This window comes from Amycolatopsis endophytica (genome assembly GCF_013410405.1).
Lineage (GTDB): Bacteria > Actinomycetota > Actinomycetes > Mycobacteriales > Pseudonocardiaceae > Amycolatopsis_E > Amycolatopsis_E endophytica.
The window spans coordinates 4,083,817-4,103,265 of record NZ_JACCFK010000001.1; the positions used below are offsets into that span (position 1 = coordinate 4,083,817).

Annotated in this window: 18 protein-coding genes; 15 read left to right on the plus strand and 3 right to left on the minus strand. The window is 68.4% G+C overall.

The features are described from left to right. Positions 1–16 precede the first annotated feature (16 nt). The 4 genes from pepN (at position 17) to HNR02_RS20165 (ending at position 6,263) form a co-directional block, all read left to right on the plus strand. Positions 17–2,530, plus strand: coding sequence for an aminopeptidase N (gene pepN, locus HNR02_RS20150; protein ID WP_246338603.1), 2,514 nt, complete (start codon positions 17–19; stop codon positions 2,528–2,530). A gap of 478 nt (positions 2,531–3,008) precedes the next feature. Further along, positions 3,009–4,046, plus strand: coding sequence for a LysR substrate-binding domain-containing protein (locus HNR02_RS20155; RefSeq protein ID WP_312861060.1), 1,038 nt, complete (start codon positions 3,009–3,011; stop codon positions 4,044–4,046). Between the two features lie 63 nt (positions 4,047–4,109). Next, a complete protein-coding gene (locus tag HNR02_RS20160; protein ID WP_179774691.1) occupies positions 4,110–5,087 on the plus strand; it encodes a class I fructose-bisphosphate aldolase in 978 nt (325 codons plus the stop codon). Positions 5,088–5,219: 132 nt separating this feature from the next. Beyond that, a complete protein-coding gene (locus tag HNR02_RS20165; RefSeq protein ID WP_179774692.1) occupies positions 5,220–6,263 on the plus strand; it encodes a fructose-bisphosphatase class II in 1,044 nt (347 codons plus the stop codon). 65 nt (positions 6,264–6,328) lie between these two features. On the opposite strand, the gene HNR02_RS20170 is transcribed toward HNR02_RS20165, so the two are convergent. Beyond that, positions 6,329–6,796 (minus strand): ribose-5-phosphate isomerase, encoded by a 468-nt coding sequence (locus HNR02_RS20170; RefSeq protein ID WP_179774693.1) that lies wholly within the window; start codon positions 6,794–6,796, stop codon positions 6,329–6,331. A gap of 469 nt (positions 6,797–7,265) precedes the next feature. On the opposite strand from HNR02_RS20170, the gene HNR02_RS37005 reads away from it, so the two are divergent. From HNR02_RS37005 to HNR02_RS20195, 6 genes are all read left to right on the plus strand, one after another. Then, positions 7,266–7,340, plus strand: coding sequence for a pyrroloquinoline quinone precursor peptide PqqA (locus tag HNR02_RS37005; protein ID WP_491307209.1), 75 nt, complete (start codon positions 7,266–7,268; stop codon positions 7,338–7,340). Between the two features lie 199 nt (positions 7,341–7,539). Then, a complete protein-coding gene (locus HNR02_RS20175) occupies positions 7,540–8,091 on the plus strand; it encodes a manganese efflux pump MntP (protein WP_312861061.1) in 552 nt (183 codons plus the stop codon). A 56-nt stretch (positions 8,092–8,147) separates the two neighbouring features. Further along, positions 8,148–10,370 carry a catalase/peroxidase HPI gene (katG, locus tag HNR02_RS20180; protein WP_179774694.1) on the plus strand — a complete coding sequence of 741 codons (2,223 nt, stop codon included), beginning with the start codon at positions 8,148–8,150 and terminating at the stop codon, positions 10,368–10,370. Between the two features lie 296 nt (positions 10,371–10,666). Then, entirely contained in the window at positions 10,667–11,122 is a 456-nt protein-coding gene (locus tag HNR02_RS20185; protein ID WP_179774695.1) for an MSMEG_3727 family PQQ-associated protein, read from the plus strand. Between the two features lie 16 nt (positions 11,123–11,138). Next, positions 11,139–12,821, plus strand: a complete 1,683-nt coding sequence (locus tag HNR02_RS20190; protein ID WP_179774696.1) for a PQQ-dependent dehydrogenase, methanol/ethanol family — start codon at positions 11,139–11,141, stop codon at positions 12,819–12,821. 219 nt (positions 12,822–13,040) lie between these two features. Continuing rightward, entirely contained in the window at positions 13,041–13,247 is a 207-nt protein-coding gene (locus HNR02_RS20195) for a recombination activating protein 1 (protein ID WP_179774697.1), read from the plus strand. Positions 13,248–13,305: 58 nt separating this feature from the next. Here HNR02_RS20195 and HNR02_RS20200 read toward each other — a convergent pair whose 3' ends face one another. Further along, entirely contained in the window at positions 13,306–14,700 is a 1,395-nt protein-coding gene (locus HNR02_RS20200; protein WP_179774698.1) for a DNA-binding protein, read from the minus strand. Between the two features lie 412 nt (positions 14,701–15,112). On the opposite strand from HNR02_RS20200, the gene HNR02_RS20205 reads away from it, so the two are divergent. Beyond that, positions 15,113–16,552 (plus strand): DNA-binding protein, encoded by a 1,440-nt coding sequence (locus HNR02_RS20205; protein WP_179774699.1) that lies wholly within the window; start codon positions 15,113–15,115, stop codon positions 16,550–16,552. A 51-nt stretch (positions 16,553–16,603) separates the two neighbouring features. Here the strand turns inward: HNR02_RS20205 and rpe are convergent, their stop codons facing one another. Next, on the minus strand, positions 16,604–17,284 hold the full coding sequence (gene rpe / locus HNR02_RS20210; RefSeq protein WP_179776024.1) for a ribulose-phosphate 3-epimerase: 681 nt from the start codon (positions 17,282–17,284) through the stop codon (positions 16,604–16,606). A gap of 173 nt (positions 17,285–17,457) precedes the next feature. On the opposite strand from rpe, the gene HNR02_RS20215 reads away from it, so the two are divergent. From HNR02_RS20215 to HNR02_RS20230, 4 genes are read left to right on the plus strand one after another with little or no spacing between them, the layout of a single operon-like run. Further along, on the plus strand, positions 17,458–17,589 hold the full coding sequence (locus tag HNR02_RS20215; protein ID WP_246338604.1) for an orotidine 5'-phosphate decarboxylase / HUMPS family protein: 132 nt from the start codon (positions 17,458–17,460) through the stop codon (positions 17,587–17,589). Between the two features lie 32 nt (positions 17,590–17,621). Further along, complete coding sequence (locus HNR02_RS20220; RefSeq protein WP_179774700.1) at positions 17,622–17,912, plus strand: transposase; 291 nt, start codon at positions 17,622–17,624, stop codon at positions 17,910–17,912. Between the two features lie 8 nt (positions 17,913–17,920). Continuing rightward, positions 17,921–18,802 (plus strand): IS3 family transposase, encoded by an 882-nt coding sequence (locus HNR02_RS20225; RefSeq protein WP_179776025.1) that lies wholly within the window; start codon positions 17,921–17,923, stop codon positions 18,800–18,802. A 51-nt stretch (positions 18,803–18,853) separates the two neighbouring features. Then, a complete protein-coding gene (locus HNR02_RS20230) occupies positions 18,854–19,378 on the plus strand; it encodes an orotidine 5'-phosphate decarboxylase / HUMPS family protein (RefSeq protein WP_312861063.1) in 525 nt (174 codons plus the stop codon). Positions 19,379–19,449 lie beyond the last annotated feature (71 nt).

Below are 19,449 nucleotides of genomic sequence, written 5' to 3' on the forward strand. Positions count from 1 at the left end.
GGCCGACAGTCGTGTCATGGCGCGCAACGCACTGACCCGGGACGAGGCGACGGCGCGTTCGGCGGAGGTCTCCGACGTCGGTTACGCGGTGGATCTCGACCTGACGGGCGGTGCACGGGAGTTCGGGACGACCACGGTCGTCCGCTTCCGTGCCCGTACCGGGGACGCGTCCGTCTTCCTCGACTTCGCCGGAGACGTCCGCACGGTCGAGTGCAACGGCCGTGCGCTGGGGCCGGAGGCGTACGACGGGGCGCGTGTCCGCCTGGACGTGCGAGCCGGCGCGAACACGGTCCGCGTGGCGGGCACCGCCACGTATTCGCGTACCGGCGAGGGGCTGCACCGGTTCCACGACCCGCTCGATGGGCAGGTGTACCTGCACACCAAGTTCGAGCCGTTCGCGGCGCACAAGGTGTTCGCCTGTTTCGACCAGCCCGATCTGAAGGCCACGGTCGACCTGACCGTCACCGCCGAGGACGGGTGGGTGGTGGTCGCCAACACCGACCCCGCCGAGTCCGCGCCCGCGTCCGGGGGGCGTTCGAGGTGGCGCTTTCGACCCACGCCACCGCTGCCGCCGTACCTGGTGGCCTTCGCCGCGGGCCCGTTCCGCAGGCTGAGTTCCAGCCACCGCGGAGTGCCGATGGCGCTGTACGCGCGGGATTCGCTGCTCGACTCGCTCGCCGCCGACGCGTCCGAGCTCTTCGAAGTGGTCGGACGCGGTCTCGACTTCTACGGCCGGTTGTTCGACCTCCCGTACCCGTTCGCCAAGTACGACCACGTCTTCGCGCCCGAGTACGCGTTCGGGGGAATGGAACACCCGGGTTGCGTGACGCTCAACGAGCGGTTCCTGTTCCGGCACCGGGTCACCGAGGACAAGCGGCGACGACGGGCCGAGGTGCTGATGCACGAAATGGCGCACATGTGGTTCGGCGACTACGTGACGATGCGCTGGTGGGACGACCTGTGGCTGAACGAGGCGTTCGCGGAGATGATGTCGGTCGTCGCGCAGCCCGAAGTGACGCGGTACGGGGAAGGCTGGACCGGGTACGCGCACCACGCCCTGCCAGTGGCCCGGCACGCCGACCAGTTGCCCACGAGTCACGCGATCCGCGTCGAAACCGCCGACACCGGCGCCGCGCGGGTGAACTTCGGGCCGATCGTCTACAAGAAGGGGGCGGCGGTCCTCCGCGACCTCGCCGAGCGCCTGGGCTGGGACTCCTTCATCGACGGTGTGCGCGCTTACCTGCGGGCACACGCGTGGGGCAACGCCACCCTCGAAGACTTCGTGGCCGCGTTGCGGCGGGTGCCGGACGAGGACGTGGATCGCTGGGTGGACGAGTGGCTGCTGCACCGCGGTGTCAACACCGTCGAGGTCTCCCGCGGCGAAGCAGGCGATCGCCTGGTGCAGCTCGCCGATCCGGACGTCCGCCCGCGGCACCTGAACCTGAGCGTCGCCGCGTTCGACGACCACGACGGCAAGTTGGTGCTGCGGCGGCGCGTGCACGTGCCGCTCACTCCCCACCGGCAGGAGAACGACCTGACCGGGTTCGGCGACCCGAGCCCGGACCTGCTGGTGCCCAACGACGATTCGGTGTGCCACGTCAAGGTCAGGCTCGATCCGCGATCCCGGCGGGCGGCCTTGCGAACCCTGTCCACACTGGACGACCCACGCGCGCGGGCGGTCGTGTGGGGAGCGCTGTGGGACGACGTGCTCGACGCACGACTTCCCGCGCGCGGTTACGCGGCGGCCGTGCTCACGGAGGGCGTGCTGGAGTGCGACGCCGGTGTGCTCGAAGCGCTCTTGGAGCGCGCGGTGCAGGCGGTGGAGGTCTACGGGGACCCGGCGGAGCGAAGCCGGATGCTCGAAGTCCTGGCGCGTCAGGTGCGCGATCAGCTGGCCGGCGCGGCCCTGGGCAGTGACCGCCAGCTGGTGTTCGCCCGCACGCTCGTCGGTGTGGTCCAAGCCGAGGGGCACGGTCTGCTCAACGAGCTGGTCCGCGGACGGACCCCCTGGGTGCATCTCGCGGTGGACCCCGACCTCCGGTGGCGGGCGGTGCTCCGCCTCGCGTCGACCGGAGGCGACATCGGTGATCTTCTGGACATCGCGGTGGAAGCCGATCCGGGGGACAGCGGTCGCCGGAACGCCTTGACGGCCGAGGCCGCGCGCCCCACCGTTGCCGCCAAGGAAGAAGCGTGGACGCGGTTGTTCGGCGACGGGTTCTCGCTCGCGGAGAAAAAGGCCATCATGGCGGGGCTGCGGCAACCGGGGCAGGAAGCGTTGCTCACGCCGTACGCGGACCGCTATCTGCGGACGCTGGAGACCATGGCGGAAACCGCCCAGCCCGAATTCCTGCTCGCCTTCGCGCGTGCGCTCTATCCCCGCTTCACCACTGTCGAGGATCGCGTACTGGCGGACACGGACGCGCTGATCGGCAGTGAACGGCTCTCCGAAGGCGTGCGGAAGGTCGTCGTGGAAGAGCGGACCGAGCTCGCCATCATGCGGGCGGCACGAGCGTGTGACGCCGCGCGCTGACCGCGATTTCCGTTGGAGGGCGCAAGACCCCGGTGCTTCGTGCAGTCCGGGGCCTTGCGCTGGCGGGAGTCCCGTTACGGGTATCGCTCGGCATCCCACCCGGTGGTGGAATCCGGCCGTTGCCGCCAACGGTCGTCGATGCGTTCCGGTTGCGGCAAGCCCGCTCGTACTGGCGACAGTGGATCGCGGACGAACGGTACCGGTGTTGCCACGAAAGGGTTCCTGACCTCCTCGAAGACCGTCACGAGGTCATCGCCGCCGCCGGATTTCCGGGAGGGGCCGCAGGTGGCCCGGTGAGCACCGTTCATACCCCTACGGCACGCGTTCGTGTCCAACGGATTGACCACGTTCGCCGGTACCGGTCAGGCTCGTCCTGCACCGCGAGTCGCAGGGGCAGCCCGCGACTGCTGCCGGTGGCCGTCACACGCCGGGTCTTCCGAGTGACAGCACCACGATGTCTGGAGCGAGAGGTGAAACCGTGGTTCTTCCGTCAAAGATGCCTCAGCTCGCCGATCTCGATCTGCTGCTGTCCGTCGAAAGCTACGGCAGCGTGGGAAAGGCCGCTCAAGCACACAGTCTTTCGCAGCCGGCCGCCAGCATCAGGATCAGCGCGATGGAACGTCGCCTCGGTCTTCGACTGCTGGAACGCTCTCCCGCCGGTTCGAAGCTCACCGAGGAAGGAGAGATGCTGGCGAAGTACGCCCGTAACGTCATGCAGGCAGCGCGTGAGTTGCTGGAATTCGGTTCCGGTGCCCGGACCGCCGAGTCGAAGCGGCTGCGGGTCGCGGGAAGCCCGGGGATTTCCGGGCACCTGATCCCCGAGTGGTTGAACCGTTCCGGGTTCTCGTTCGGTGAGGCACGGGTCGAAGTGCAGGCCGGAGACCTCGATGAGCTTCGCCGCCTGCTCCGTGCGGGCCACGTCGACCTCGCGTTCATCGACGGCTGGTGCCAGGCCGGCGGCGAGGTGGAGAAGCAGGTGCCCGGTGACCTGGTCACCCGGTACATCTGCGACGACAAGCTGGCCGTGGTGGTCGGCTCGAAGCACCCGTGGGCCACCAGGACGAGTCCCCTGACGGTGCAGGAGCTGGCAGCCGCCCCGCTCGTCCTGCGTGAGCGTGGTTCGGGGATCCGGGAGTTCACGGACGAACTGCTGGCTGCCGCGGATGCCCCGCGCAGCTACGTCGAATTCCCGTCCAACGCCGCGATCAAGCAGGCGGTCGCGACGAGCAAGCGCGTGACGGTGCTGAACGTCTCCACCGTGCGGCCCGAACTCGCCGAGGGCAGGCTGCACCTGGTGACCGTCGACCAGGAAATGCCGGCGAAGCCGATCTACGCGGCTTGGCACGAGCGCCGTGGGCTTCCGGAGTACGCGCGGGAACTGGTGGAGATCGCGGCGACGAAGGGCAGCCCGGTGCCGGTTGCCGTGCCCGGACAGAAACCGAGAGCCGTGAGCGCGCGGCGTACACCACCCCGGAAAACCAGTACAGCGATCGACGTACACAAGTCGATGACCTGATCGTCGAACCAAATCGGACCACGCCACACCGTCCGGTGTGGAGCACAGGAGGATCAACCCGAGATGTCAGCTCTGAACAAGATTGCGCGGACGATGGTCTCCGGCAGGCGCGGTATTCTCGCCGCCGACGAGAGCATCGGGACGATGTCGTCGCGGCTCGAGAAGGTGGGGGTCGAGCCGACGGAAGAGAACCGCCGGGTGTACCGGGAGCTGATCGTCACGACCCCGCAGCTTTCGGAGTCGATCAGCGGCGTCATCCTCGCGGACGAGACGTTCCGCCAGAAGCTGAGCGACGGCCGCACGTTCCCGCGGTTCCTCGACGACATCGGCGTTCTCGCCGGGATCAAGGTCGACACCGGCGCGAAGCCGCTGGCGGGAGCCCCGGACGAGAAGATCACCGAGGGACTCGACGGGCTGCGCGAGCGAGTGGCCGAATACGTGCGGCTCGGCGGGACTTTCGCCAAGTGGCGCGCGGTCATCACGATCGGCGACGGCATGCCGTCGGACCGTGCGGTGCGCGCGAACGTGCACGCGCTGGCGCGCTACGCCGGTCTGTGCCAGGAAGGCGGCCTGGTGCCCATCGTGGAGCCCGAGGTGCTGATGGACGGTGACCACTCGCTGGCGAAGTGCCGTCAGGTGACGACCGCCGTGCTGGAGGTGCTGTTCGAGGAGCTCGACCTGATGCAGGTGCAGCTCGACGGCATCGTCCTCAAGCCCAACATGGTGGTCGCCGGGACCGGCAGCCCGGAGCAGCCCTCGGTGGCCGACGTCGCCAAGGCCACGGTGGAGACCCTGCGGGAGACGGTCCCGGCGTCCGTGCCGGGCATCGCCTTCCTGTCCGGTGGCCAGAGCCCGGAGCTGGCGACGAAGCACCTCGGGGCGATGCAGGGCCTCGACCCGCTTCCGTGGGAGCTCACCTACTCGTTCGGGCGGGCGCTGGTCGGCCCGGCGCTGGAGACCTGGCGGGGCGACAACGACAACTGGGCTGCGGCCCAGAAGGCGCTCTCCGAGCGCGCCGTCGCCAACGCGGCCGCGCGATGAGGCGGCTCGTGTCGCGATGACGGGACGACCGGACCGGCCGCGTGTGCGCCGGTCCGGTCGTTGCCGTTGCGGCGTTCATCGTCCCGGTGGCCGCGCTCTCGTGCCACCGTCCGTCCGAGGGGATCGAGGTTCATGAGTACTCAGGAATGGGGCACCACCGTGGTTTCCGGCCATCGCCGCGCCGAGGGACGGGAAGCGGTTGCCGCCGTCGATCCCGGCGGACCGGATCACACTCTGGCTCTCGAACTCGTGCGTGTCACCGAGGCCGCCGCGATCGCGGCGGGCAGGTGGGCCGGACGGGGTGAGCGGGGCAGCGGCAGGCTCGCCGCCACCGGCGCGATGCGGGAACTCATCATGTCGGTGCCGATGCGCGGCGTCGTCGTGGTCGGCGAGCAGGAAGCCACGCCCGCCCTGGCCAAGGGGGAGGGCGTCGGGTACGGGGACGGCCCGGCGTGCGACGTCGGGATCGGTGTCGGCGATGCCGCGCTTTCGTCGGCGCGGGACGTGCCGCACTCGCTCGCGGCGATCGCGGTGGCCGAGCGCGGGGCGTTGTTCGACCCGTCGGCGGTGCGGTCCATGCAGAAACTGGCTGTCGGCCCCGACTGCGCCGGCGTCGTCGACATCCGCCTGCCGGTGGTGGAGAACCTGCGAGCGGTCGCGACGGCCAAGGACGTTCCGGTGACCGATGTCGTCGTCGGCGTGCTCAACCGGCCGTGGCACGCCGATCTCGTGCACGAGATCCGCCGTGCCGGCGCACGGGTCCACCCGCTCGAGGGCGGGGACCTCGCGGGTGCGGTCGCCGTGGCGCGGCCGGAGAGCCGGGTGGACGTGGTGGTGGGCACCGGAGGCGCCGCGGAGGGTGTCCTCGCGGCGGCCGCCCTGTCCTGCCTGGGCGGGTCGCTGCAGGTCCGGCTGCGGCCCGAAGGCGCAGGGCGAGGCGACCGCGGCGAGGTTCTGCACACCGGCGATCTCGTGCGCGGGGGGAGTGTCCTGTTCTGCGCCACCGGCGTGACCGGCAGCGAGCTGCTCACCGGCGTCGAGCACCGTCCCGGTCGCATCGCCACACAGTCCATTGTGCTGTGTTCGCGCCCGCGGTCGGTGCGGATGGTCAGGTCCGAGCGCGCGGACACCGGGTGGCGCGAGCAACGGGCTGAGCCGACTCGCGCTTCGTCCTGAGTGGAGCCGCGCTCGCGGTGGTCGACGACCACCGCGAGCGCGGCGCGTCGCGGTACGGACGGTGGTCACACCGGCAGAGCGGGCGGTTCGCCGGTGCGCTCGTAGTCCGACAGCTGGTCGATCCTGCGCTGGTGGCGCCCGCCCTCGAACTCCGTGGCGAGGAACGCGTCCACGATGCGCTCGGCCTCCTCGACCGCGTGCATCCGGGCGCCGATGCCGGCCAGCAGCGCGTTGTTGTGCTGACGCGCCAGGCGGGCGGTGGCCACGTTCCACGTGAGCGCGGCTCGGGCACCGGGCACCTTGTTGGCGGCGATCTGCTCCCCGTTCCCGGAGCCGCCGATGACGATGCCGAGGCTGCCCTCGTCCGCGACGACGAGCCGCGCCGCCTCGACGCAGAACGGCGGGTAGTCGTCGTTCGCGTCGTAACCGGCGGGGCCGACGTCGATCACCTCGTGACCGAGGCCGGAAAGCCTCTTGACGAAGTGGTTCTTGAGTTCGAGTCCGGCGTGATCGGAGCCAAGATAGATTCGCACTCCGGCATTCTAGGCCGGCTTTCGCGGCATAGCGGGCCGGAATTCGAACGGCGGACATTGAAAAGCGTTATAGCCGCGGTGATCCGAGCGGGTGCCGCGCGGGTTGCCATTGACGGCGTCTCGTGCGCGGTCGTAGCGTTGACTCTGTGGTGTGCCCAGGTGCCCCCGGCTCTCGGGTGCGGCCGTCCCGGCATCGGGGAGCCTCCCGCGCCACGTCTTCCTGCTGGTGATCTGCCCGGTTGACCTGCCGCGACCGTCCGTGGGCACCCCCTCCCCACTCGTGGGCTCCGGGGCGCCGTTCGGCACCGGTTGTCCACCACTGGTTCACGGTCGGTTGCGACCACTGCGTTAAATCGGCGATGCTCTTTGGTGAACACGCGATTTCGTGAGGTTTCCCGCGAAATCGCGTGGCTCACGAATGTCCGGTCTTCGCCCAGTCGCCGGGCGTAGTCAACAGTAGGAGGTAATGATGAAGTGGGAAACTCCGGAGTACACCGTCGTCGAGGTGTGCGCTGAGGCCACCGGCTACTTCTACCGGGGCTGACAGCCGGGCCCCCGCGGCCCGTATCACTCGATTTCTCGTAGTCGCGGCAGGCGGCTAGGTCCGCGACGGGACTACGTCTGCGTTGGCGCAGGGCCCCCGGATCGCCGGTCGATCTCGCAGGGGCCTTGCGTCACTCGCTGAAGAAGGATTCAGCTGCGCCGCGCCCAGTCGGCCCTGATTATTCTTCGAGGTGGTTCAGGTGAATCTCGAATTCCTTCCGCTGATCGCGTTGGCTTTCGGTCTCAGTCTCGACAACTTCCGCTCGTCGATCGCGATCGGAACCATTCCCTTCGGCTGGCGCCGCGCCGTCCAGGTGGCCCTCGTCTTCGGGCTGTGGGACGCGGTGAGTCCGCTGCTGGGGGGCCTGGTCGGGCACTTCCTCGGGGAAACCCTGGGGGAGTGGGCCGACTACGTCGGCGCGGTCGCGCTGGGGTTGTACGGCATCTACTTCATCATCGGCGCCATCCGGAAGCCCGAGCCGGACGAACTCGACCACCCGTGGGTGACGCTGTTCGGCATGCCGCTCTCATTGAGCATCGACAACTTCGTCGCGGGCGCCGGCCTCGGCATCGCCGGGTTCTCCCTCGTCGCGCCGATGCTGGTGTTCGGCGTCGCCACGGCGATCATGTCCTTCGCCGGCCTGTTCGTCGGTCAGATGGCCGCCAAGGTCGTCCGGATCCGGTCCGACCTGTTCAGCGGTATCTCCCTCCTCGGCGCCGCGATCTTCCTACCCCTCGTCTTCGGCACGTAGAACGCGTTTGGACAGAGACCGGCAATCTCAGGATCGGCACAACCTGGGAGGACACCATGCCCGAGAATCCCGATACCCACGTCTACCGCACCTACGACAAGGTCCTGGGTGGGACGCCTTCGGCTCGGCGGGCGGGTGGCAAGGTCAACGACTGGTGGCCGGAGCGGGTCGATCTGGCGGCATTGCGCCGGAACCCGCCCGCGGGCGACCCGCTCGGCGCGGACTTCGACTACGCCGAACAGTTCAAGACGGTGGATCTCGAGGAACTGGCGCGTGACGTCGACGAGGTGCTGACGACTTCGCAGGACTGGTGGCCCGCCGACTTCGGGCACTACGGCCCCCTGGTGCTGCGCATGGCCTGGCACGCCGCGGGGACCTACCGGGTCTTCGACGGGCGAGGCGGTGCCAGTGCCGGGATGCAACGGTTCGCCCCGTTGAACAGCTGGCCGGACAACCGCAACCTGGACAAGGCCCGCCGGTTGCTCTGGCCGGTGAAACAGAAGTACGGCCGCCGGATCTCCTGGGCGGACCTGATGGTCTTCGCGGGCAACCGGGCACTGGAGTCGATGGGTTTCCGGACCTTCGGGTTCGGTGGCGGCCGCACGGACGTGTGGGAGCCCGACGAGACGTACTGGGGCCCGGAGAGCAAGTGGCTGGCCGAGGACCGGTACAGCGGCCTGCGCGAGCTCGACGAGCCGCTGGCGGCCACCGAGATGGGGCTGATCTACGTCGACCCGCAGGGCCCGGCCACCAACCCCGACCCGGTGCTCGCGGCCCGCGACATCCGCGAGACCTTCAAGCGGATGGGGCTCGACGACGAGGAAACGGTGGCGCTCATCGGGGGTGGTCACACTTTCGGCAAGACCCACGGCGTGGCGGACCCGAACCTGACCGGCGGCCCCGAGCCCGAGGCAGCGCCGCTCACCGCGCAGGGCCTGGGCTGGCTCGGCGGGCAGGGCGCGGGCAACGCGAGGGACACGGTCACCAGTGGGCTGGAAGGCATGTGGACACGCACCCCCGTCCGGTGGGACCACACGTTCTTCGAAACGCTGTACGAGTACAAGTGGGACGTCGAGCTCAGCCCGGCCGGACTGTGGCAGTGGATCCCGAGCGACGGCCAGGGCGAAGGCACCGTGCCCGACCCCTTCGAGCCGGACGTGAAACACCACCCGGTCATGCTCACCACCGACCTGTCGTTGCAGGAGGACCGGCGCTACGACGCGATCGCGCGGCGGTTCCTGGAGCACCCGGACCAGTTCGAGGACGCCTTCGCGCGGGCCTGGTTCAAGCTGACCCACCTCGACATGGGCCCGATCGAGCGTTACCTCGGCCCGCTCGTCCCGGCCGAACGGCTGATCTGGCAGGACCCGGTGCCCGAACGCGACCACGAACTCGTGGACGGGGACGACGTCGCCGCACTCAAGCGCGAGATACTCGAATCGGGCCTGACGGTCGCACAGCTCGTCGCCACGGCGTGGGCGTCGGCTTCGACGTACCGCGACAGCGACAAGCGTGGCGGGGCCAACGGGGCGCGGATCCGGCTCGAACCGCAGCGCGGCTGGCCGGTCAACGAACCCGAGCAGCTCGGCGTCGTGCTGCCCGCGCTGGAGGCGATCCAGAAGCGGTTCAACGCCGCACAGCAGGGGGACAAACGGATCTCGATGGCCGACCTGATCGTGCTCGGCGGGTGTGCCGCGGTGGAACACGCCGCGGCCGCCGCCGGCCACGAGGTCGGTGTTCCGTTCCGCCCCGGGCGCACCGACGCGACCCAGGAATGGACCGACGTCGAGTGGTTCGGCTCGTTGCAGCCCGTCGCGGACGGCTTCCGGAACTACCTGGGCAACGGCTTCCGGATGCCGCCGGAGCACCTGCTGGTCGACCGGGCGAGTCTGCTGACCCTGACCGCGCCCGAGATGACCGTGCTGCTCGGCGGGCTGCGGGTGCTCGGAGCCAACTTCCGGCGGTCCCCGTCGGGTGTGCTGACCTCGGCACCGGGGACGTTGACGAACGACTTCTTCGTCAACCTGCTGGACATGGCGACGCAGTGGGTGCCGAGGCGGGGCGGCCACATCTGGACGACGACCTACGAGGGCCGGGACCGGGGCACCGGCGAGGTGAAGTGGGTCGCCAGCCGGGTCGACCTCCTCTTCGGTTCGAACTCCGAGCTGAGGGCGCTTTCGGAGGTCTACGCGAGCGCGGACGCGGGCGAGAAGTTCGTCCGGGACTTCGTCTCCGCCTGGGTGAAGGTCATGGAGCTCGGCCGGTTCGACCGGCGCTGACCCTCGCATCAAAAGCCTTGGCGGGTAAGCAAGTATGCCGATGGAGCGCCAGCTATTTTCGCTGTGTCAACGGTTTTCGGATGCTTGGGCGTCGTGGCCAACGGGCGCGCGCGAGGTTGACGAACGGTACCTCGTGCCGGGGGAACGGCGGGACCGGGCTGGTCGGTGGCGAGGTGTTTCGAAACCGCTTGCCGGGGTGTAACGTCCAAACTCGTTACAGGGCAAGGAAAACAGCACTCGGGTTTCCGCGAAATCTGGCAGGAAGTTCATTTTTTCTGACGAGGAGGTGAAGTCCGATGACGGCTATCCAGGATCGCGAGGATCTCCTGGCCGAGCTCGGCGGACAGAACAGGGCGACCATCGGTGCCGTGCTCGGGACCGGCTCAATCGGCAAGGCGACCGAGCGGGCGGACGGGACCATGGAAGCGACCATCCGGATTCCGGAGGACGCGATGCAGTGGGAGCCGGCGGTGCTGATCCTGCCGCATGGCGGCAAGGTCGAACTGACGATCATCAACGACGACAAGAACACCCACGCCTGCCTGCTGCCCAGCAACGGCGACCGGCAGTTCATCGGCCTGCTGAACCACTCGAAGGGCCGCGCCACGATCGAACTGGACGGTCCCGGCTGCTACTGGTACGGCTCGCCCGCCGGCAACGACGAGGGCAGGGGCCTGACCGCCGCCATCGTCGTGACCGGTGAAGTGCCGCCGGAAGCCAAGCTCGACCGACCCGCCCAGCCGCGGCCGTAGAAGGGGAAGACCAACCATGACCGTGGAATACGTTGACGCCGGTGAAGCCTTCAACCACAGCCGGCTCTCCAACCTCCCGCACAGCGCCCCGGACGTGACGCGCGGCATCAACTACGAGCGTATCCTCCAGGCGCGCAGCGAATCGCACAACTGGATCACCTATTACGGCGACTACGACGGCAAGCGGCACAGTCTGCTCGACCAGATCAACGCCGACAACGTCAAGAACCTGAAGGTCGCCTGGATCCACCAGGCGAGCGCGACCGGTCTGATCGCCTCCACCTCGACCTACGCCTTCGAAGCCTGCCCGCTGGTCGTGGACGGCGTCATGTTCGTCACCGGCTGGGACGGCTGGCTGTGGGCGCTCGACGCCAAGACCGGCGAGCAGCTGTGGCGCTACAAGCACGCGATCCCGTTCGACGTGACCCTGTGCTGCGCCAACGTCAACCGCGGCTGCGCGGTGGCCAACGGCAAGGTCTACATGGTGACCCAGAACGCCCAGCTGGTGGCGCTGGACGCCACCAACGGCCGGAAGATCTGGCAGAAGACCATCGGTGACGTACGCGCGGGTGAGAGCGCGTCGATCGCCCCGCTGGTCATCAAGGACACGCTCATCACCGGTTCCGCCGGTGGCGAGTACGGCGTCCGCGGCCACATCGACTGCTGGGACCTGGAGACCGGCGAGCAGCGCTGGCGCACCTACACCGTGCCGAAGCCGGGCGAGCCCGGCTCGGAGACCTGGCCCGCCGACGGTGAGGCCTGGCAGCGCGGTGGCGCGAACCACTGGGTCACCGGAACCTACGACCCGGAGCTGAACCTCTACTACGCGGGCACCGGGAACCCGGCGCCGGACTTCGACGGCGAGGTGCGGGAGGGCGACAACCTCTACACCGACAGCGTGGTCGCGGTGGACGTCGACACCGGCGAGATCAAGTGGCACTACCAGTTCACCCCGCACGACCTGTGGGACTACGACTCCACCATGGAGATGACCCTGTTCGAGCGGGACGGCAAGAAGCTGCTGGCCCACTTCGACAAGAACGGGTACATGTTCGTCCTCGACCGGACCAACGGCGAGCTGCAGCACGTCACGCCGTTCGTCGACCGGATCGACTGGGGTGTGATCACCCGCGACGGCAAGGTGATGCCGCGCAAGTACCCGGACAAGGAAGGCGAGCCCTGCCACTTCTTCCCCGGCCCCGCCGGTGCGAAGGAATGGACCCACGCGTCGTACAACCCGGAGCACGACCTGTTCTACGTTCCGGTGGCCGACGTGGGCGCCACCGCCACCCGGCGTCGCCGCGAGTTCAAGGAGGGCATGCCCTACTGGGGCGCCGCCGTCGAAGTCGACATCGACAACATGGCCGGGTCGGTCAGCGCGTTCGATTCCCACGGTGAGGAGAAGTGGCGCTACCGGCTGAACAACATGCCGATGGCCGCCTCGACCCTGAGCACCGCGGGGAACGTGGTGTTCGCCGGCACGCCCGAGGGCGAGTTCCTGGCGCTGCACGCCGAGACCGGCGAGAAGCTCTGGAGCTTCCAGTGCGGCAGCGGTCACCACAGCAGCCCGAGCACCTACGTCGTCGACGGCAAGCAGTACATCACGGTGCCGGTCGGCTGGGGTGGCTGGCTCGAGGGCATCGTCCCCGGCCTGTCCGGTCAGGGTCACGGTGCCGCGGTGGTCACGTTCTCCCTGTGACGGGGAGGCGCCACTGAGGTGGCGCTGACGGGTTCCCCGCACCCGCCCGGTGATCAGCTGTCCCGTCGACAGCCCGGTCACCGGGCGGGTGCTTCGCGTTACCCGGAAGAGGAGAGCGGGAGCGCGAAGTCCCGCCGCTGGTGGGATTTCCGCTCCCACCCTGGTACTTTTTTCAGGCATGCCAGGGGAAACACAGCGACGGAGACGAAGGTGATGTGAGTGAACCAGTCGTCGGTGCCCCGCCAGGACAAGCAACACGAGCACCTGCCGTGCCTGTACTGCGGGGAGGCATACGGGCCGGACGAGGTCGCGCGGCACACCGAACCGGTGCACTGTGGACCGTGCATCACGTGCGTCGACAAGCCCGCGTGCTTCAGTTGCCGTCTCATGTACTGCGTGTGTGACGTGCACCGGTACCGTGGCTGAACAGCCCCGCGTCGTCCCACGAGGCCGGTTCCGCCGGTTCGGCTCCGGAGGGGGCGGGTCAGATTTCCAGCGCCCGGCGCACTGCCGGTGCGTTCCGCCGCGAGACCGGCACCATCGTCTTCTCCTGGTCGTCCATGACCAGGAACAGTTCACCCTTGAAGCGGCGCTCGACCTCGCGAATGCGGCTGAGGTTCACCACGTACTGGCGGTGCACCCGCAGGAAACCGGAATCGCCCAGCTCGGTTTCGAGCTTGTCCAGACCCGGCGAGGCCGATCGCAACCGTCCCTGGTCGGTGGACAGCCACACGTCGTTGCCGTCCGACTGCGCGACGGCGACCTCGGGGAGCCGCAGCAGGACCATGCGGTTGTCGCGCGTCGCGACCATGCGGTGCGGTTGTGCCCGCAGCGGGTTGTCGCCACCCGTTCGGGGCAGCGGATCCCCTTCGGACACTCCGAACGCGACGAGGTTGCCGATCAGGTGCCCGGACAGGAACACGGGCCGGAAACTGATCGACGTCGGTTCGTTGGCGAGCCGGGTGAAGATCTGCGTCGAGCCGAGCCAGCCGGGGTTGCGCGTCGCCTGCTTGGCGGCGTACTTCGCGGCCTGGATGAATTCCGGCAGTTCCGGTTTCCACCGCACCGCGGGCTCGGGTGCCGGGGTCGAACCCGGAATACCGAGGAGCACTCCGGCCGTGTCGTCGGCGAGCACCACCCGGCCCGCGGCGTCCACGGCCGCGAGCGGAGCGCTGGAGCGCGACCTGGCGTGGTTGAAGGCGGCCATCAGTTCGGCGCCGTCGTCCTGGGCACGCCGGCGCAGGATGCGCTGGGTCATCGTCGCGGCGTTGGCGAGCCAGGCTCCCGCGGCCCCGGGGAGCTCGCCGCGCCAGCACGAGATGTTGAGTACCGCGACCGGCTCCCTGGTCACCACGTCCCGGATCGCCACGCCGGCGCAGCTCCATTCGTGGAAGGCCTGGCACCAGTGTTCGGCACCGCGGATCACCACGGGGGTGTAGGACATCAGCGCGGTGCCCATGCCGTTCGTCCCGGTGGCGCCTTCGGACCAGCAGTACCACGGCGCCAGGTTGGCGTCGGCGGCGACGGCGCGCGTCGCCTGGTCACCCCACTGGGCCAGTACCCGTCCGGTGGCGTCGGTGATCGTCACGATGCCGCCGACGGCGCTGACCTCGTGGGTCAGCGAGGCGGCGCGGAAGCCGAGTTCGGCGAACACCACGTCGTGCTCCAGCGCGTGGTCGACTTCGGCGACGGCCACCGGGGCTTCGGCGAGGCACGGGTCGACGCGGTACTGGTCCCGGCAGCGGTGCCAGGAGATCGCTATCTCGGGCCGGACGCCACGGAGGTCGTCCTCGCCCTTCACGAACCGCTCCCACGCGCCGTACACCGTTGCCTCGCCGCGGCTGCGGGAGGTCTGCTCGATCCGGCGTTCGTGTGCCATAGAAGACCGCCTTTGGTCTGGGGCCAGCGCGGACGGTACACGTCACGTGACCCGCCCGACGCAAGCTAAACTCTTCGTCGACCCGAGGGCAAGCAGGGTGGGATGACTGCGGGCGCAGGACTTACGAACGGTCGTGCGGCGTCGATTACCGGCGGCGATCCGCCCACCAGCGGTCGCCCCACCTCCGCGCGATGATCGTGAACCGCTTGGCGGGCAACGATCTTTCGCCGCACCGGGTGACGGTTGGCACCGATGTCCGGATGTCAACGGTCTGATCGGGTTATTCTACGACGAGTGTGCGCAGCGGCACGAACATGTCTTGAAATGCCGCGCGGCCTCGGGTTACTTTGTAACTTCTGTCACCGCCGGGGCGGCCGCATGCCCCGGCGCGCCAGGCGACAAGGAGGTCGCGATGACCGGGACAGTGCCGCCGCTGGCGATCGCACCGAGCCGACCCAGCGGACGTGGCCAGAGCTCTCTGGTGACTACCTCATCGGCGAGAGAAGTAGCTCGCGCTTGGGAAAGGTTCGCCGCGGGCGACGACGTGGAGACGGGCGTCCGGCCCGAGATCCTGGCTTCGTGGTACCGGTGCCGGGACCGGTACGAGGTGGACCGGACACTGGACGTCGCGCCGGGAGCGCGGGGCGACGGACAGCGCGTCGACAACGACGTCATCTTCACGGCGCTCGGTGGCCTCGGTGCGCTGGCGGGCCGGGAGGTGGAGCGGGACGGCGCCGTCGTCACCGTGACGGACGGCGACGGGCGCGTCCTCGGCGCGTGGGGCGACCCCACCGCGCAGCGGCGCGCCGAGCTGCACAACCTCGCTCCGTGGTCGTCCTGGTCGGAGGAGTGCACCGGCACGAACGGGATGGGCACCTCGCTCGAGGTGTCCGGCCCGGTGACCGTGACGGGGCCGGAGCACTGGTGCGAAGCGTTCCACCAGTGGGCCTGCGCCGGGATCTCCATCCGCGACGTGGTCACCGGCTCGCCGGTCGCCTCGATCAACATCTCCCGCTGGAACGCGTCGTTGTCGGAGTTCGTGCCGGCGTGGCTGACGAAGGCGGTCGCCTGCGTCGGGCAGGAGATCTACCGTCGCGCCATCTACGAGGCCGACAAGGTGATCTCCGAGTTCAACCGGAAGTGCGGCCAGACCAGTGGTCCGTTCATGGCGATGGACCGCGGGGGAAACGTGATAGCCGCGAACGAAGCGGCCGTCACGCTGCTCCGCATGGGCGGCGAAACGCCCATCCTCACGGGTGCGAGCGAACCCGCGCAGCGCTGGATCCCGGACATCTCGGGGCTGTCCGAGGTGGTGCGGTGGGCCAAGGACCGGGCGCAGGAGAACGCGCAGTGGAGCGGGTACGCGCGGCTGCCGGTGTGCCCGGAGGAGGACGCCACCCCGCTGACCATGCGACCGGTGATCGACTCGAACCACGTGGTCGGCATGTTGTGCGCGTTCGGGGTGCAGGAGGGCGAGGCGTACCAGAGCAATTCACCGGACGCGGTCGGTTCGCTGCCCCGCCGCATCATCGGGATGCGCAACGAGCGGCTGGTCCTGCTCGCCCCGTCGGAGATCCGGTACGCCGAGGCGGACCGGAACATCGTCTGGCTGATCACCGAACGAGGGCGGATCCAAGCCGCGACCCGCGGCCTGGACAACGTCGAGCGATCGCTGACGCCCTACGGGTTCCGCCGGGTGCACCGGCGGTTCCTGGTCAACCTTCGCCGCGTGGCGGAACTGGAGCGGGGCATCAAGGGTGAGCTCTTCCTGATCATGGATTCCCGTTCCCACGAGTTCGTTCCCGTTTCGCGGCGGCACGCCCCCGATCTCCGGCGCATGCTCGGCGTGTGAGCGCCCGCCGGGGCACGGGAGCGTCCCGTGCCCCGGCGCCACCACGGCCCGTCACCCTTGGTGGCGGGTGGAAAGCCCCTCCACCTGACTGCGCAGCCCCTCCACGGCACGCGCCGGGTCCTGCGCGGCGTACACGGCCGAACCGGCCACGAAGCAGTCGACGCCGGCCTCGGCCGCCTGCTCGATCGTGTCGGAGTTGATGCCGCCGTCGATCTCCACGACCAGATCCAGGTGGCCGGTGTCGACCATCGTCCTCGCCGTGCGCACCTTGCCGAGGACGTCGGCGATGAACTTCTGGCCCCCGAACCCGGGCTCCACCGACATCACCAGCAGGGTGTCGTAGTGCTTGAGCACGTCGACGTAGGGCTCCAGAGGTGTGCCCGGTTTGATCGCCAGCCCCGCCTTCGCTCCCGCGGCCCGCAGGTCCTTCGCGAGCATGATCGGATCGCCCGCGGCTTCCACGTGCACGGTGACGTTGTAGGCACCCGCTTCCGCGTAGCCGATCGCCCAGCGATCGGGGTTCTCGATCATCAGGTGACAGTCCAGTGGTAGGTCGGTGGTTGCCAGCAGCGACCGCACGACCGGCAGCCCCAGGGTCAGGTTCGGCACGAAATGCGCGTCCATGACATCCACGTGCAGCCAGTCCGCACCACGGCCTGGCCCTCCTCGCACGGCGGCCACTTCGTCGGCGAGCCGGGCGAAGTCGGCGGAGAGGATGGACGGAGCGATCATCGGCTGATTCGACACGACCCGAGCGTAAAGCAGCCGGGGGCAGCGGGTGGTTATTTGTTGTGTGCATTGGGGGATTGTGTTTTTGGATGTGGTGGGGTGTTGCCGGGTTTTGGGTGGGTGGGTGATGGTGGTGGGACTGGTTTTTTCGGTTTCGGATGTGTGAGGAGTTTGTTGTGCAGTTGCAGGTGGCGTTGGATGTGCTGGATTTGCCGGCGGCGTTGACGTTGGCGGATCAGGTGTCGGAGCATGTGGATATTTTGGAGTTGGGGATGAACTTGTCCCCGCAGCTCGGACACCTGCCCTGAGGTGGCCTTGGGTCACCAGGAAGGATGTCTCGGTGCCTGCACCACACCCACCTGAGTTTCGTCGTCGTGCCGTCGAGTTGGCCCGTCAGGGCTCCAAACCGGTGGCCGAGCTGGCCAAAGAACTGGGGATCAGCGAGTCGTGCCTGAGGAACTGGATGGCCCAGGCCGATGCCGATGAGAACGGCTCAGCGAGTCGTTTGACGAGCGCGGAGAAGAAAGAACTGGCCGAGCTGCGAAAGAAAACCCGCCAGCTCGAGATGGAAAATGAGATTCTCAAGCGCGCTGCTGCGTACTTCGCACGGGAGAACGTCCTCCCAAAGTAACCTACCCGCTGGTCCGCGAACTCGCCGCCGACGGTTTCGACGTCGCGGTGGCCTGTCGGGTACTGAAGGTGTCGCGGTCGGGCTATTACGACTGGCGCGACCGCCCGCCCTCGTCCAGGGAGCAGGACAATAAATTGTTACTCAAACACATCGAGGCAATCCACGCCGAATCCCGCGGCACTTATGGGTGGCCCCGCGTGCACGCTGAACTTGTGCTCGGAATGGGCGTGAACGTCAACCACAAGCGGGTGGCCCGGCTCATGCGCGAGGCCGGCATCCAGGGCCTCTACCGACGTCGACGCCGAGGCTGCACCGTCCGCAACTCAGCCGAAGAACCCGCCGAAGACCTGGTCAACCGCAAGTTCACCGTCGAGAGCCCGAACCTCCTGTGGCTGACAGACATCACTGAACATCCCACGAAGGAAGGAAAAGTATATTGCGCCGCTGTCATGGACGCCTATTCCCGGCGCATCATCGGATGGTCCATCGACAATCACATGCGCACCGAGCTGGTGATCGACGCACTGGGCATGGCCACCCTCCGCCGCAAACCCGAATCCGGCAACACCGTCCTGCACTCCGACCACGGATCGCAATTCACAGCCTGGGCGTTCGGGCAACGGCTCCGTGCCGCCGGAATCCTACCCTCCATGGGCAGCGTGGGCGATTGTTACGACAATTCCATGATGGAATCCTTCTGGGGAACTCTCCAACTCGAAGTGCTCGACACAAAAGCATGGGCGACCCGCGACGAGCTTGCCTCCGCGATCTTCGAATGGATAGAATGCTGGTACAATCCGGAACGGCGACACTCCGGCAACGGAATGCTCAGTCCCGCCGAGTTTGAAGCCCGCAACCCCCAGCGGCCTTCGCCACACCACGATCGCTGACGCCACACCCAACGTGTCCGGCGAACGGGGACAAGCTCAGGGACGCCGTTGGTGAAGTCGGCGGGTATCGGTGCGGTGAGCGCGATCAAGGCGGCGCATCCGGACAAGTTGGTGTTCGTGGATCTCAAGACCGCGGATGCGGGTGAGCTGGAGGCGACGCTGGCGTTCGAGGCTGGTGCGGATCTGGTGACGGTGATGGGGGCTGCTGATGATGACACGGTGCGGGGTGCGGTCGCGGCGGGCCGTAAGTACGGCAAGGACGTGGTCGCGGACATGATCACGGTGGTGGAGGGCCGGGTGGCGCGGATTCGTGAGGTGGCGAAGCTGGGGGTGTCGTTCGTGGAGATTCATGCGGGTCTGGACGAGCAGGCCCGTCCTGGTTACAGCATCGCCACGTTGCTGCAGGACGGTCGTGAGGCCGGGGTGCCGTTCTCGATCGCGGGCGGGATCAAGGTCGACACCATCGCCTCGGTGCGCGAAGCGGGCGCGAAGGTCGCCGTGGCCGGTGGCGCGATCTACAACGCGCCGGACCCCGGCGCCGCCGCCGCCGAACTCAAAAAACGCGCCACCCGCTGACACCCGGCCACCCCAGGCGAAAACGAAGAATCGGCGTCCTCGGTGCGCTGACCGCGGCGGCGGAAATTCGC

Bases quoted from the DNA above. Each gene is read 5' to 3' on its own strand.
- pepN (WP_246338603.1), top strand. From the start codon at position 17: ATGGCGCGCAACGCACTGACCCGGGACGAGGCGACGGCGCGTTCGGCG.
- HNR02_RS20160 (WP_179774691.1), top strand. From the start codon at position 4,110: ATGTCAGCTCTGAACAAGATTGCGCGGACGATGGTCTCCGGCAGGCGC.
- HNR02_RS20165 (WP_179774692.1), top strand. From the start codon at position 5,220: ATGAGTACTCAGGAATGGGGCACCACCGTGGTTTCCGGCCATCGCCGC.
- katG (WP_179774694.1), top strand. From the start codon at position 8,148: ATGCCCGAGAATCCCGATACCCACGTCTACCGCACCTACGACAAGGTC.
- HNR02_RS20185 (WP_179774695.1), top strand. From the start codon at position 10,667: ATGACGGCTATCCAGGATCGCGAGGATCTCCTGGCCGAGCTCGGCGGA.
- HNR02_RS20190 (WP_179774696.1), top strand. From the start codon at position 11,139: ATGACCGTGGAATACGTTGACGCCGGTGAAGCCTTCAACCACAGCCGG.
- HNR02_RS20200 (WP_179774698.1), bottom strand. From the start codon at position 14,700: ATGGCACACGAACGCCGGATCGAGCAGACCTCCCGCAGCCGCGGCGAG.
- HNR02_RS20205 (WP_179774699.1), top strand. From the start codon at position 15,113: ATGACCGGGACAGTGCCGCCGCTGGCGATCGCACCGAGCCGACCCAGC.
- rpe (WP_179776024.1), bottom strand. From the start codon at position 17,284: ATGATCGCTCCGTCCATCCTCTCCGCCGACTTCGCCCGGCTCGCCGAC.